General features: G+C 58.1%; 11 protein-coding genes. 8 read left to right on the forward strand and 3 right to left on the reverse strand.

The genetic code is table 11. The annotated features are described in order from the left end of the window. Window positions 1-138 precede the first annotated feature (138 nt). From ACIPW4_RS20760 to ACIPW4_RS20770, 3 genes are all read left to right on the forward strand, one after another. Complete coding sequence (locus ACIPW4_RS20760) at window positions 139-1,833, forward strand: Hsp70 family protein (protein WP_400661072.1); 1,695 nt, start codon at window positions 139-141, stop codon at window positions 1,831-1,833. A 3-nt stretch (window positions 1,834-1,836) separates the two neighbouring features. Next, window positions 1,837-3,402 carry a J domain-containing protein gene (locus ACIPW4_RS20765; RefSeq protein WP_400661073.1) on the forward strand — a complete coding sequence of 522 codons (1,566 nt, stop codon included), beginning with the start codon at window positions 1,837-1,839 and terminating at the stop codon, window positions 3,400-3,402. Between the two features lie 139 nt (window positions 3,403-3,541). After that, window positions 3,542-4,003: a GNAT family N-acetyltransferase gene (locus ACIPW4_RS20770; protein WP_400661075.1), complete on the forward strand. Its 462-nt coding sequence runs from the start codon at window positions 3,542-3,544 to the stop codon at window positions 4,001-4,003. Window positions 4,004-4,254: 251 nt separating this feature from the next. Here ACIPW4_RS20770 and ACIPW4_RS20775 read toward each other — a convergent pair whose 3' ends face one another. Next, complete coding sequence (locus tag ACIPW4_RS20775) at window positions 4,255-5,109, reverse strand: LysR substrate-binding domain-containing protein (RefSeq protein WP_400661076.1); 855 nt, start codon at window positions 5,107-5,109, stop codon at window positions 4,255-4,257. Between the two features lie 269 nt (window positions 5,110-5,378). Between ACIPW4_RS20775 and ACIPW4_RS20780 the strand changes: the two genes are divergently transcribed. From ACIPW4_RS20780 to betB, 5 genes are all read left to right on the forward strand, one after another. Then, window positions 5,379-7,043: a choline dehydrogenase gene (locus tag ACIPW4_RS20780; RefSeq protein ID WP_400661078.1), complete on the forward strand. Its 1,665-nt coding sequence runs from the start codon at window positions 5,379-5,381 to the stop codon at window positions 7,041-7,043. Between the two features lie 26 nt (window positions 7,044-7,069). Next, the gene (locus tag ACIPW4_RS20785; protein WP_400661080.1) at window positions 7,070-7,339 is read left to right on the forward strand and encodes a cupin domain-containing protein; all 270 of its coding nucleotides are present in this window, start codon (window positions 7,070-7,072) and stop codon (window positions 7,337-7,339) included. 117 nt (window positions 7,340-7,456) lie between these two features. Next, a complete protein-coding gene (locus ACIPW4_RS20790; protein WP_400661081.1) occupies window positions 7,457-8,365 on the forward strand; it encodes a glycine betaine ABC transporter substrate-binding protein in 909 nt (302 codons plus the stop codon). A gap of 125 nt (window positions 8,366-8,490) precedes the next feature. Then, window positions 8,491-9,819: an MFS transporter gene (locus ACIPW4_RS20795; RefSeq protein ID WP_400661083.1), complete on the forward strand. Its 1,329-nt coding sequence runs from the start codon at window positions 8,491-8,493 to the stop codon at window positions 9,817-9,819. A gap of 48 nt (window positions 9,820-9,867) precedes the next feature. Beyond that, on the forward strand, window positions 9,868-11,340 hold the full coding sequence (gene betB, locus ACIPW4_RS20800; protein ID WP_400661173.1) for a betaine-aldehyde dehydrogenase: 1,473 nt from the start codon (window positions 9,868-9,870) through the stop codon (window positions 11,338-11,340). Window positions 11,341-11,783: 443 nt separating this feature from the next. On the opposite strand, the gene ACIPW4_RS20805 is transcribed toward betB, so the two are convergent. Beyond that, the gene (locus ACIPW4_RS20805) at window positions 11,784-13,331 is read right to left on the reverse strand and encodes an amidase family protein (protein WP_400661084.1); all 1,548 of its coding nucleotides are present in this window, start codon (window positions 13,329-13,331) and stop codon (window positions 11,784-11,786) included. 46 nt (window positions 13,332-13,377) lie between these two features. Next, complete coding sequence (locus ACIPW4_RS20810; protein ID WP_400661086.1) at window positions 13,378-14,262, reverse strand: glycine betaine ABC transporter substrate-binding protein; 885 nt, start codon at window positions 14,260-14,262, stop codon at window positions 13,378-13,380. Window positions 14,263-14,272: the final 10 nt, after the last annotated feature.

Genomic DNA, 14,272 nt, shown 5'->3' on the forward strand with positions numbered 1-14,272 from the left:
TCAGGCGCAACGTGCGCAATGGGTCGATAGCAGTTGCTGGTGAACAGCATCAGCCTTTTTGCATTTTTGCGGCCGGTCTCGCATTCTGCTGCTGCGACTGCGCCGTAAACTTGTGTTCGGAACGAAAAGGAATTCGCCATGATTGTCGGGATTGACTTGGGCACGACCAACAGCCTGGTCGCGGTATGGAACGAAAACGCCAGCGTGCTGGTGCCCAATGCCCTCGGGCAGCTGCTGACGCCCTCTGTGGTCGGGCTCGACGACGAAGGCCGCATACTGGTCGGCCAGGCTGCCCGCGAACGCTTGTGCACGCACCCGTCGCTGACCGCAGCACTGTTCAAGCGCCATATGGGCAGTGCCCACACGGTGCAGTTGGGGGCCACGCCGTTTCGCCCCGAAGAGCTATCGGCGATGCTGCTCAGAAGCCTCAAGGAAGATGTCGAGCGCCTGTACGGCGAGGCAGTGACCGAAGCGGTGATCAGCGTGCCGGCCTACTTCAGCGATGCCCAGCGCAAGGCGACCCGCATCGCGGGTGAGCTGGCCGGCCTGAAAGTCGACAAGCTGGTCAATGAGCCTACCGCTGCAGCGCTCGCGTATGGCCTTCCCCAGCAGGGCAACGAGTCGTCGTTTCTGGTGTTCGACCTGGGCGGTGGCACCTTTGACGTGTCGATCCTGGAGCTGTTCGACGGGGTGATGGAAGTGCGTGCCAGCGCGGGCGACAACTACCTGGGTGGCGAGGACTTCGATCAGTTGCTGGCCCGGCAGTTCGTCCAGGCCCATGCTGAAGATCCACACTTCCCGGATACCGCATCGATCAGCCCGCTGCTACACCGCGAAGCCGAGCGGGTACGCATCGCACTGGGCCACTCCCCTGCTTGCGACTTCGTACTGCAGGTGGGTACGCGAAGGTGGCAGCACACCTTCACCCAGCACGCCATGGCCACCCTGTTCGAGCCCTTGCTGGAGCGGCTGCGCAACCCGGTGGAGCGCGCCCTGCGCGATGCCCGCATACGCAGCGACGAGCTGGACCAGGTATTGCTGGTGGGCGGCGCCACGCGCATGCCGCTGGTACGCAAACTGGCTGCCGGCCTGTTTGGCCGCTTCCCTTCCGTGCAACTGAACCCGGACGAAACCGTGGCGCTCGGCGCTGCGGTACAGGCCGCCTTGAAGGCACGGCACGCAGCCCTGGAGGAAGTGGTGCTGACCGACGTCTGCCCCTATACCCTTGGCATCGCAACGGCGCGCCGGGTGGGCAACGAACATGAGAGCGGGCACTACCTGCCCATCATCGAGCGCAATTCCACCGTCCCCGTCAGCCGGGTGAAAACCGTGTGCACCGTCCACGAAGCGCAAGAAATCGTGCAGGTGCAGATCTACCAGGGCGAGAGCCGCCTGGTGCGTGACAACATCGCGTTGGGTGAACTGGAAATTCCGGTGCCGCCGAACAGGGGCGTGGTTGACCTTGATGTGCGCTTCACCTACGACAGCAACGGCCTGCTCGAATGCCAGGTCAACATCCCCGTCACTGGCGAGCAGTTCGCGCTGGTCATCGAGAATAACCCCGGCGTGCTCAGCGCCGAGGAAATCAACGAACGCCTGCACAAGCTGGAAGCACTGAAAGTGCATCCACGCGACCAGCAGGTCAACACCCTGCTGGTCGCCCGCCTGGAGCGCCTGTATCAGGAGAGCCTGGGCGAGCGTCGCGAGCTGGTAGACCACTGGGCGACGCGGTTCCAGGAGGCGCTTGCCAGCCAGGATGAACGTATCATCGGCCAGGCGCGCCACGAGCTGGGCGCGCGCCTGTCATCGTTCGAAAGCAGTGAAGGACGCTGACGGATGAACTCGGTTTCCGATCACTGGCAGGTGCTGGAGCTTACACCCGCGTGCGACGAGCGAACGCTCAAGCGCCAGTATGCCAAGTTGCTCAAGGTCACGCGGCCAGATGAAGACCCTGCCGCGTTCCAGCAACTGCGCGACGCCTACGAACAGGCCCTGCAGGCTCTGCGGGGGGAACGGATGGACGCACAGGTGGCCGAGCGCGCATCGCCGTCCAACTCACCGCCCGTCAGCCGTACGCATCACGCCCGTTCAGCCCATGAGCAAGCCGTTGCGTTGCTTGACGGGTTTGACGACGTGAGCATCGAACAGACATGGACCGAGGCGCAAGCGAAAGGCATCGAAGGTGTGCTCGAGCGCCTGCTGTTCGAGCGTTGCCTGCGCGCAACGTCGAGCCATTCCCATACCCTGCACTGGGGTATCGAACAGCGTCAGTGGCTCACCCCCTGGCAGCAGTTTCCCGCTTCGGACGCCGAACAGCAGCACTTGTCGCTGATCCTCGCTGTCACCCTCTACAGCGCGCTCGAACAGTTGCTGGCCGCTGGCGACCATGAGCGCTTCAGCGGCATGCTGGAACGGGCCAGTCGCCAAGGCTGGCTAGCGGACCTGGAGCGTCGCCAGGCGCTGCAAGTGCACGTGCTGACCCTGTTGCTGAACGACGAGGACTGGCCGCCCGAGCTGTTCGAGCACCTGTGCCAGACATTCGCCTGGAACGCGGCAGGCGCCGCGCCACCGATTGCCGACGAACACTGGCAGGCCCTGCGCAGGTGTTACCAACAGCGTACCTGGCTGAGCCACTTGCGCAGCCTGGCGGACCGGCGCGAGGCGCAGCCCAGCCCCGACGCCAACGCCGCCGCGCTGTTTCTGCTGGCGCCCCAGCCTGAGCAGCAAAAGGCATTGGTCGCCGCCTTCGTCGAGGCCGACTGGCAGGCCTGCGAGCGCCTGTCAGAGGCGTTCGCATCGCGCTACCCCGACCTGCTGGGGATGTTCCCCAACCATGACGCCTGGTTCTGGAAAACGCTGGTCGAACCCCGCGACATGCCCCACGGCGTCAAGCGCGCTGGCGCTGTGATCACACTGGCCTTGGCGCTGAAAGGCCTGCCCAGCCTGGACCCTGTCACCACGTTGATCTTGCTGCCGCTTTACGCGCTGGGTGGGCTGCTGGCGGCGAAAATGGGCCAGTGGCTGTTCAGCCACTGGGCGCAGATTGCAGCCAGCCTTCAGGACATCGATCAGCGTGTCAGCGCCTGGTGCGTCAGCAGACACATCACCCGTGACCGTCGCGAACTGGTCATACGCAACGCCGGCCCCCTGCTCGGGCTGGCCGTGCTGTTATGGCACTGGTTGGGGCCACTTGGCCTGGGCACTTATGTGCTCATTGGCATCATCGGCCAGCTGCAGCCACCCACTTGGGGGCCGCAGGTTCGCGAGTATCGCTGGCGCAAGCCGCTGCAGGCGGTTTACCGGATTGCCGGGCTCAGTGGCGCGCAGTGGCTGTCATGCACCGTGATGGTGGTGGTGATCGGTTGGGTGCGCTGGTGGCCTGGGATCACGGCTGATTACTGACGGCTACCTGACTGAAGCGAACAGTCAGGGAAGCACCGGGGGTTGGGTCTTGACGCCTCCAGACTCAAACACGGCATTAAGCACTACGAGATCAGCACCCAGGCCGGTTCGCTGACCGACTCATCACGACGAGAAAGACATGGAAGTCAGACCCATTACACTCAACGACCTTGATGGCTTTTACTCGCTTTTTTGCGAAGTGAGCGCAGAGGGACGCTACTCGGCGCGCCTGAACCCGCCTCCTGTTGAGGCAGTAGAACGAGCCTTGATCCACGCGACCCAGAATGATTGGCCGGTATACGTCATTGAACGAGACGGCGAAATAGTCGGGTCGGCTGAAGCCTATCCCGAAAGCTTTTGCCGGCCTGGTGGCTGCGAGAGTGTCGGCGTTCTTGGGATGCAAGTGAAACGAGAGTATCGGCGCAATGGCTACGGGTTTGCCCTTCTTTCGACTCTGTTGGCCCATTGTCGTGACGCAGGGTTCACCTCTGTCGACCTGAGTGTTTTCGAATCCAACCTCGCGGCCAGGTCGCTGTACGACAAGCTCGGGTTCAAATGGATTGAAAATCTCTCCATGCACGCTGGCGTGCGGCGTCGTTGAGACGCCTATCAAGATGCGGATTGCGCTGGGCCCGACTGCATAAAAGTCATCTGGATGCTCGGCACTGTTACCCCAGGTATCACGTGATGGCATTGGGGCCAGAACTGGTAGTCGCAACCGTCGTGCCTGCAGCGCTGAGATTTTGTAGAGTCACCCGCCATCAACGGAAAGGAATTCTGTTCATACAAAGCCAAGCAGTTACTTTGGGATCTATTTGCTGCTGGCTCGCTACTAGAGGCTCGAGATAGGTTTCATCTAGCAGTCACGTGCTTGCGAAGCTCTTCTGCGAAAAACTGCACTGCCGCCGCCGATTCACATGGGCTGCGTCTGAGTTCAATCATCACGTTGCCAAGTGGTGGAAGCCCACTGGAAGCGTCGAGAATTTTCCAGTTTTCCTGGATAAGCGGTGCCGACGTTGCGGCAATAGCCAGGCCGCTGTCTACAGCGAGCCTTACGCCTGTGACACCTGTGCACTCGAAAGCGACTTCATAATCGCGCTGATTTCCGCTGAGCGAGGCAAGGATCTGGCGCCTGTATCCACAACCATGCGGGTACAACGCCAAGGGCAGCGGTGCATTCATATCGAGATGGAACGTCGAAGCTGCCACCCACTGGAGCTGATCGCATCTCAGTATTTCCCCGTTTCCGTCAGCGCTTTTTTGAGTCACAAGCGCGAGATCAAGATCACCACCTTCAAGGGCGGTGAACAGATTTTGACTGATGTCATTGCGTATCTTGAGACGTACCCTGGGGAATCGTTCGGTAAACGTCCGCAGTACAGGGGGCAGGAAAGCGCTGGCATAATCGTCAGGAATGCCGAAGCGGACGGTCCCGCATACCTCTCCCTGAGTGAACACGGCCATCGCTTCGTCGCTCAGCGCGAGCATCTTGCGGGCATATTCGAGCATACGCTCGCCCTGGAGGGTGAGCTCGGCGGTTTGATGTCCTCGGTCAATCAAGCGTTCGCCTACCAGATCCTCCAGCTTTTTGAGCTGGATGCTCACAGCCGCTTGCGTCTTGTGCAAGCGGCTCGCCGCCACCGATATATTCTTGCACTCGGCGATTGTCTTGAAGCTGTGAAGCAAAGCTAAGTCAAGGTGTCGCAAGGTGAGCCCCGGGTAGCGAGATCATCGAGGCGCCTCCCTCGATCCTTGTCCATTAGGTAACCAAATATCGGCGGTGTCAAACGCGCCCACGTCACCTGTCTATCCGCGAGCGACGCATCTTTGCGGCATAAAAATATTTTATGCCGGCCTTATTTTTTATTCGTTATCCACGCATTCGTGTCGCCAGTAGATTGGAGGCGTGCACAGCGCTTCGACCCTGAAATGCCTGTGCGGTACCCGAAGTACCTGGCTGAGGTTGGAGAAGAATAATGAAGGCCGAATTTGATTATGTTATCGCAGGCGCTGGTTCTGCGGGCTGTGTGCTTGCGCGCCGGCTTTCCGATGCGGGCTATGAGGTTTTGCTGCTGGAAGTGGGCCCCTCGGACAAATCGTGGATCATCCGGATGCCTGCTGGACTACGTTCGGCATTCAAGCCGACCTCCAAGTACAACTGGTGGTACTACACAGAAGAGCAGGCGCACCTGAACAACCGAAAAATCCAGCAACCTCGCGGTCGCGTTCTGGGCGGATCCTCTTCCATCAATGGCATGACCTGGTTGCGCGGCCATCCCATGGACTATGACGCCTGGGAGGCGCAGGGCGCCACTGGCTGGAGCTGGGCAGACTGCGCACCGTATTTCAAGAAAATCGAGTCCAGCAAAATTGGCGGCATCCATCGTGGCCATGATGGGCCTATCAGAGCCCAGCGCCAAGAAAAGCTCAGCCCCCTGAATGCCGCATTTCTGGAGGCTGGCCAGCAAGCCGGCTTTGCCCTGACCGACGATGTGAACGGTTACAGGCAGGAAGGGGTGTCGCGCTTCGAAATGAGTGTGCGGGACGGCATTCGCAACAGCACCGCTTACGGTTACATCCATTCAATGGGTGACCACCCCAACCTGACAATCTGGTTGGGATGCGAAGTCCAGAAGATCAATTTCGAAGGTAAAAAAGCTACCGGCTTCAGGGTCGCCTATAAAAACCGATTGGTTGAAGTCCGGGCTCGAAGAGAAACGATAGTTTCCTGTGGTGTGTTCGGCTCTGCCCAATTACTCATGCTCTCTGGTCTGGGCCCAGCGGATCATCTACGCGAACATGGAATTGCTACCAAAGTTGATCTGCCTGGTGTCGGGGAAAATCTTCAGGATCACCTGGAGTGTCACATTCAGATGGAGACCAAGGAGCCGGTATCCCTCAACCGCGAGCTGCAGCCGCACAGAATGTTGTGGGCTGGCATGCAATGGTTCGGTCTGAAGAAAGGTGTCGCGTCGGTCAATCAATGCCACGTGGGGGCATTTCTCAACAGCGCGGCGACCACCCCCCATCCGGATATCCAGTTCCACTTCTTCCCGGTCTTCTTTGACAAAAACTGGATCCCGGTGAGCACTACCTACGGTTATCGGATCGGCGTCGGCCCTATGAGGCCTACCAGTCGCGGGAACGTCAGATTGCGCAGTACCAAGGTCTCCGACCCGTTGCGGATCGACCCCAATTACATGGCCACCGACGAAGACTGGCGTGTCATGCGTGAGGCAATGAGGCTTGGGATCGAGTTTTCGCAGCAGCCGGCCTTCAAGCGATACAACTATCGTGAGGACACTCCAGGCAAAGACATTCGAAGTGGCAAAGCCTTGGATGCATTCATTCGCGAGGATGCCGCCAGCGCTTACCACCCCTGCGGTACGTGCAAGATGGGCAGTAAAAAAGACCCTATGGCTGTGGTTGATGCTCACTTGCGAGTCTATGGCATTGAAAAACTCAGGGTCATTGATGCCTCGGTTTTCCCAACGGTGCCCAGTGCCAACATCAACTCCGCGACCATCATGTTGGCCGAAAAAGCCGCAGATCTAGTATTGGGTCGACCTGGCCTTCAGCCTGAGGCTCTGCCTTACCACAGTAACGTATCGCTTGCAGCCAACACGAAGGCATCTGCCTGACTCCAGACTTCTGATGAGGATTTTCCATGACCACGATTATCCAACGTGAAGCTACACCGAACGAGCAGGCCCGCGCGCAGGATTGGGAGCTTTGGGAGAGCGGTAACACTGACCGTTTTGAATATATCTACGATCAAGATGTTCAGTTCATCGTCCAGCAGGGTGCTGCAGTGATTCACAGCCAATACAATGAGCCGGTTGCAGTCAAGGCCGGAGATCACGTCACGATTCGCAAGGGCGTGCAAGGCATTTGGGATATCAGTTCCCCCATCGTGAACCGATATCAGTATTTGTAATTTGGGAAGACTTAAGCGCTAGGGACTAGCGAAGAACCAGGTCTCAATAAAAACATAAATGAGGCCTAAGCAATCATCAAACTGCCATGCCTACTATTACAAAAATTGGAGTTGCAGATGATCCGTTCAAACAGTCACAAACAACAGCTGATCCGCTGGTTTTTCGGTGTCGCGCTTGCTGCTTTGGCAGGTATTGCTCAGGCTGAGAATGCCAAGCCCGTTACCATCGGTTGGGTTAACTGGGCTGATGCCGAAATCACAACCAAGCTGGCCAAGCTCGCCCTGGAAGATCAACTCAAGCAGCCAGTGAAGCTGGTGATGGCCGACATCGGCATCCAGTTTCAAGCCATGTCCACAGGCAAGGTGGACATGATCCCCATGGCGTGGCTCACTTATAGCCACAAGCCGTTTTGGGATAAGTATCAGGCTAAGCTGGAAGATCTGGGTGTTATCTATGAGGGGCGTTTAGGCATTGTTGTGCCTGCCGAGATTCCTGAGCGCGAAGTTAAAAGCATCGAAGACCTGAACAAACCTGAAGTGCGTGAGAAATTTGGTGGCAAAATTCTTACATCTGAAGTAGGTAACGGACAGTATAAAACCGCAACGCGAGCAATCGCGGAATACAAGCTGGAAGGCTATAAACTGGTCGCCTCGTCCGAAACTGGCATGCTGAATGAGTTTGACCGCAACCTCAAGCGGGGTCAGTGGCCACTGCTGAACGCGTGGAGTCCACACTGGATGTTTTCGACCTGGTCGCTTCGCTACCTTGACGACCCCAAGGAGGTTTATGGTAAGGCAGAGCAGATCCATGCTGTTGGGCGCAAAGGTTTCACCAAGGATTTCCCTCAGGTTGCTACATTCTTCTCGCATTACAAGATCCCTATGAGAGACCTCGAAGGCATGATGAAGAAGGCCCGAGAAACTTCTTCGGATCAGGTGGTCGCCGAGTATTATGCCGAAAATAAACAAAAGATTGCCGAGATGTTCAAGGCCGATGTTGTGCAATCGACAGCGCAACAGCCTTAAACGATCAATCTCGCACAATTGAGGCCGTTTTCAACAAGGCGGCCTTTTCCAAAAGCTACTGCTCTATGCCTGGTGTTGTGGCAGTGGGTGCCTAGGCAAACTGGGCGCCGCTCAAGGAAATACTAATGAAAAGCGCGCATGTTTCAATTGAAGATGTAGATCTCGGTAAATTCCATCAGTTGCTCACTGTTCGTTCTGGTGGTGGATCGTTCGTTGATGGTTATGTACTTAGTATCGTCGGCGTGGTCATGTTGCAACTGTCTTCAGCATTGCAGCTCGACAGCTTCTGGGAGGGCATGATCGCCGCATCCGCCCTCATCGGGATTTTTTTTGGCGGATTTATTGGTGGCTGGCTCACAGATATCCTGGGTAGGAAGCGAATCTTTTTTGTGGGGCCTGTCATTTTCATCTTGGCGTCTATTGGTCAGTTTTGGGCTGACAGCGCATCGACCTTGTTCTTGCTACGTCTTCTCATTGGAATCGCAGTCGGGATTGAATACCCGGTCGCTACCGCGCTGCTTGTAGAGTTCCTGCCAAAAAAACACCGTGGGCCGAGATTGGCCATGTTGGCCCTCCTATGGTTCGCAGGAGCGGCGTGCGCCTACATGATAGGAGAAGTGATCCTTCGCACTGCCGGCCCGGACGCGTGGCGACTTGTGCTTGCCAGCGGCGCTCTTTTGGGCGGCTTGTTACTTCTGGTACGGATTGGCACACCTGAGTCTCCTCGCTGGCTCATCAACAACGGTCGTGCGGACGAGGCCAACAGGGTGATCCAGAGGATCTACGGCGAGCACTTTTCCCTGGCCAACCTACCGGAGCAGGCCGAAGAAAAAAAACTGCCACTGCGCGCTTTGCTCCACTCTGGATACGGCAAGCGGATGTTTTTCGTCGTGGTTTTCTGGACTTGCTCCATCGTCCCGATCTTCGCGGTCTACGCGTTTGCCCCAAAAGTTCTTGCCGCTTTGAACCTAACGGGTGACTTCGGCTCCATCAGCTCCATTGCAATCACCCTGTTCTTTGTTGTGGGTTGCTTGATCGCCACTCGTCTTATCAACGTCGTTGGCCGTCGAAATATGTTGATCTACAGCTTCCTGTTCTCTGGAATCGCGCTACTGGGTTTAGGTGCGTATCACACAGGATCCGGCAGTCTGATTTTGCTCTTCTTCTCCCTCTATGCGCTCTTCATCGGTGGTGCTCAGGTGCTGACACTTGTGTACCCCAACGAAATATTCCCTACCGAAATGCGCTCTGTAGCGGTTGGCATTGGTACTTCGTTCTCGAGAATCGGGGCCGCAGCAGGCACCTACCTGGTACCCGCTTCCCTTTCAGGGATCGGAGTATCGAACACCATGTATGCGGCAGCTTTGATTACCTTGGTCGGACTGGTGGTCTCGTGGCGCTACGCCCCTGAAACACGCTCCTTGACCCTGCAGGAGGCTGCTGCGCTCGATTGAAGCGGCAACCTTTGTTTGAATTTCAACGATGTGTATTACGAGGATTTTATGGCCAAGTTTGGAACGCAAAAGCTGTACATCGATGGTGGTTATGTTGATGCCAGCACTGGTGTCACTTTCGAGGCTATCAACCCGGCCAACGGTGAAGTGATCGCTGTCGTCCAGCGTGCAGGGCTGACGGATGTGGAACGGGCAATCGAAAGCGCCAAGAAGGGCCAGAGGATCTGGGCATCAATGACTGCCATGGAGCGCTCTCGAGTCCTGAGGCGTGCAGTAGATCTGCTTCGCGAGCGCAACGATGAACTGGCCATGCTGGAAACTCTCGACACGGGCAAGCCCCTGTCGGAAACCCGGTTCGTGGACATCGTGACAGGAGCCGATGTGCTCGAATATTACGCCGGGCTTGCGGTGGCAATTGAGGGTGAGCAGATCCCTTTGCGCGAGACGTCCTTCGTCTATACCCGACGAGAGCCCCTCGGGATTACCGCAGGCATCGGTGCCTGGAATTACCCTATCCAGATTGCTCTATGGAAATCGGCGCCTGCGTTGGCAGCTGGTAACGCCATGATCTTCAAGCCAAGTGAAGTCACTTCGTTGACCACGTTAAAGCTCGCCGAGATTTACACCGAAGCTGGCCTGCCTGCAGGCGTGTTCAACGTTCTGACTGGTAGTGGTCGTGAAATCGGTACTGCTCTGACTGAGCACTCGGATATCGAGAAGGTCTCCTTCACTGGCGGTACCAGTACGGGCAAGAAAGTCATGGCGAGTGCTTCGGCCTCTACCCTCAAGGAAGTGACCATGGAGCTGGGTGGTAAATCGCCTCTGATCATCTTTGACGACGCTGACCTCGAGAAGGCTGCTGACGTTGCCATGATGGCCAATTTCTACAGCTCTGGTCAGGTCTGCACCAACGGCACTCGCGTGTTCGTGCCGACCTCGATGAAAGCCGCGTTTGAAGCAAAAATTATTGAGCGTGTCGCCCGTGTTCGGGTTGGGAACCCGCAAGATGAAGCTATCAACTTCGGGCCCTTGGTCAGCTTCCAGCACCTGGAAAGCGTCCTGGAGTACATCGAGAAAGGTAAGAGCGAGGGTGCCCGATTGCTCTGTGGGGGTCAGCGCCTGGAGGAAGGCGATTTGGCCAAAGGCGCGTTCGTGGCACCCACTGTGTTCACCGATTGCAGTGATGACATGACCATCGTGCGTGAAGAGATCTTCGGCCCGGTCATGAGCATCCTGACCTATGAAACCGAAGATGAGGTCATCCGCCGAGCAAACAATACCGAATACGGCTTAGCTGCTGGCGTGGTTACGAAAGACCTTGCCCGGGCACATCGTGCGATCCATCAGCTTGAGGCGGGCATCTGCTGGATCAATGCCTGGGGCGAGTCGCCTGCGCAGATGCCGGTAGGTGGTTACAAACAGTCAGGCGTTGGCCGGGAAAATGGAATTGTGTCCCTTGCGCAATACACCCGGGTCAAGTCCATCCAGGTAGAGCTTGGGAGTTACGGTTCCGTCTTTTGAGTGTTTTGAAGGTGTGCCCTCTAGTTCTCGTCAGGCCACGTGGGCAACTCCTTCGTCTGACTACATGGTTGGTTAAGCGCGCCAGAATGTTGAGATTCTGCATCGCCCGACTGCTCTCCATGAAGTCGATCCAAGTGGCACGACTTTGCGCACCCCACGGTGCGCTTTTTTTGCTCAATACTTTTTTCTGGTCGCACACTCCACGTTCGAGCGTCCGCAATGGGTCGAAAGCCGCCATGCGGGGAGACCGCTAGCGACCCGTTGCTGCCGGTGAGCCGGGCAGCAATCTTTGTGGGAGCGGGTTTACCCGCGAAGCAGACGACGCGGTGGATGGCACCGGCTTTGCCGGTGTTCGCGGGTGAACCCGCTCCCACAACGTCCGCTGTCAGGCGCAACGTTCGCAATGGATCGATAGCCGTCATCTGTAACCCGTTAGATTCGACCTACCTTCCAAGAAATGCATAGCCCAGGCTGACCACATTCTGATCCTGCGCATACAACCCCAGGAACGAAATACCTACAGGCAAATTGCCCTCTACCACCCCGGCCGGCACGGATATCTCAGGGAACCCAGTGACAGACGCGATATAGGCGCTGGCATAGGTATCCGGCGTGTTGCAGACATAGCCTGGATCGCGCTGCCCTTCTACCACCGAAGCCGGGCAGTCGATCGTAGGGAACATCAAGGCTTCGGCCCCGGCCTGGCGCATCAAGGCGCTGAGTTCTGTGCGCAGCGAGGGAACGGTGTTGCTGAGGATGGAAATGTACAAAGGCGCATCCGCTACCGGTTTCTCGCTCAGCCCCTTCAAGGCAGCCAGCCGCTTGGGATTCATCAGGTAACCTTGCTGCGCCTCCTGGTGCTGCTCGGCGCGTTTCACGAACTCAGCCAACGTCTTGGGCTGCCGGGCGCTCAGCGTGCCCAGGTAGTGCTCGAATTGCGGCAGGAACTCGGCATCCCCCACCGGCCCCAGCACACTGGCCCAGAGCGTTTCAAAGCGTTTGGGCAACACCACTTCCACCAGTTTGGCGCCTTTTTCCCTGGCACGCTGCCGCGCCGCCTCGAACACCGCATCAACCTGAGCATTGGCGCCCATGAAGTTGGTCACCACCGCCAACGTCCGGCCTTCGAGGCTTGACTGCTCCAGCCCTTCGACAAACTTCATCGAAGCTGAATCGATGTTGGCTGTGGCGGCGTCCGCCTGGTCGGCGCCCTTGATGACATCCAGCACAATGGCCTGGTCGAGCACGTTGCGCGTAATCACCCCTGCTGTATCGAACGTCAACGACAGCGGCACGACACCGCTGCGGCTGATCAGGCCCAATGACGGGCGCAGGCCCACAGTCCCGGTGACACTGGCCGGCGCGCGAATCGAGCCGCTGGTATCCGAGCCCAATGCAAAAGGCGCGAAGCCCGCTGCCACAGCGGCAGCCGAACCGCTGCTGGAGCCCGACGCATCATGCTTGAGGTTGTGCGGGTTGAGCGTCTGCCCGCCCAGCGAGCTGTAGCCGAACCGGCCATAGGACGCTGCCAGTTCGGAAAGATTGGCCTTGCCCAGCAGAATGGCGCCGTCGCGGTGCAGCCGCTCGATCACGAAGGCATCACGGGGCGGCGTGGAATCGCGCAATACCCATGAGCCTGCGCTGGTCGGGAGCTGCACAGTGTCGATGTTGTCCTTGGCCAGATAAGGGATACCGGCAAGTGCACCGTGTTTTGCGCCAGGAGCTTTTGCGCGTTGTGCGTCCCAGTTTCGGGCCTGCTCAAGCGCCTGTTCGTTCAGGCTGATGACCGCATTGATCCGTTCACCTGCGTGATTGTCATGCTGAATCTTGTCCTGGTAGAACTGTACCAGCTGCTCAGACGTGAGCCGGCCTTCGTCCAGGGCCTGCCGGAGCTGACGAAGGTTCATTTCGTCCGGTGTTTGAGCAGATGCGGATACGCAGACAAATAGTGACACTGTGCAGGCGACGAGCGAAATCGGGTGCGTGAGCATATCAGGTCCCTGCATGGGCGCGAGTGCGCCCATGGACGGTTGTGAATTACCGGGTGATCAGCTTGTTGCTGACAAGAAACTCGTTGGCGACCTTCTCGATGGACTCGCGCCCCACATCCACCCGAGCGTTGAGCGCGGCAATGGTCTCGCTATCGATGCTGGCCGAAAGCTGGTTGAGCAACGGCGCCACGTTGGGGTGCTGGTCGAGAAACGCCGTGCGTGCGACCGGGGTCAAGGCGTAACTGGGGAAGAAGCCCTTGTCATCCTTGAGAATGACGAAGCCGAACGCCGACACCCGGCCGTCCGTTGAAAGCACCAGCGACACGTCGGCCTGGCCCTGGCGCAGTGCCAGGTAGGTCAGGCCGCCATCCATGCGCATCACATCGTTGCGCTCGAACTTGAAACCGTAGCGTTGCTGGAGCGGCTGCAGGCCGTCATGCCGCGAATAGAACTCCGCGTTGCAGGCAAACTTCAGGTGGCCGCCGCCGTTGACCTTCGCCGCCAGGTCGGAAATCGAAACGATGCCCTTGGCTTCGGCTTCGGTCTTCCTCATGGCGAATGCGTAGGTGTTGTTGGCCTTCGAGGGCTGCAACCAGGTCAGCCCCTTGGCGGCATCGAGTTGCCTGACCCGCTCGTAGGTCTGCTGGGCATCCAGTTCCTCTTTGATCTTGTTGTAGATGATCAGCGAGGTACCGGTGTATTCCCAGTAGATGTCCACCTGGCCATTTTCCTGGGCAGCGCGCAGCACGGTCGAGCCCAGGTCCGAGCGCTTGTCCACGGTCATGCCATGGCTTCTGAGCAATTGGGTGGTCATCTCCGAAATCAGCTGCTGCTCGGTGAATTTCTTGCCACCGACCACCACGGGCTCGGCAGCGAGGCTTGCGCCTGTGAGGAAGGTCATGCAGGCGAAGACGATTGCGCGTGCGATCATGTGGCACCTG

This window comes from Pseudomonas sp. NPDC089996, assembly GCF_044748405.1.
Lineage (GTDB): Bacteria > Pseudomonadota > Gammaproteobacteria > Pseudomonadales > Pseudomonadaceae > Aquipseudomonas.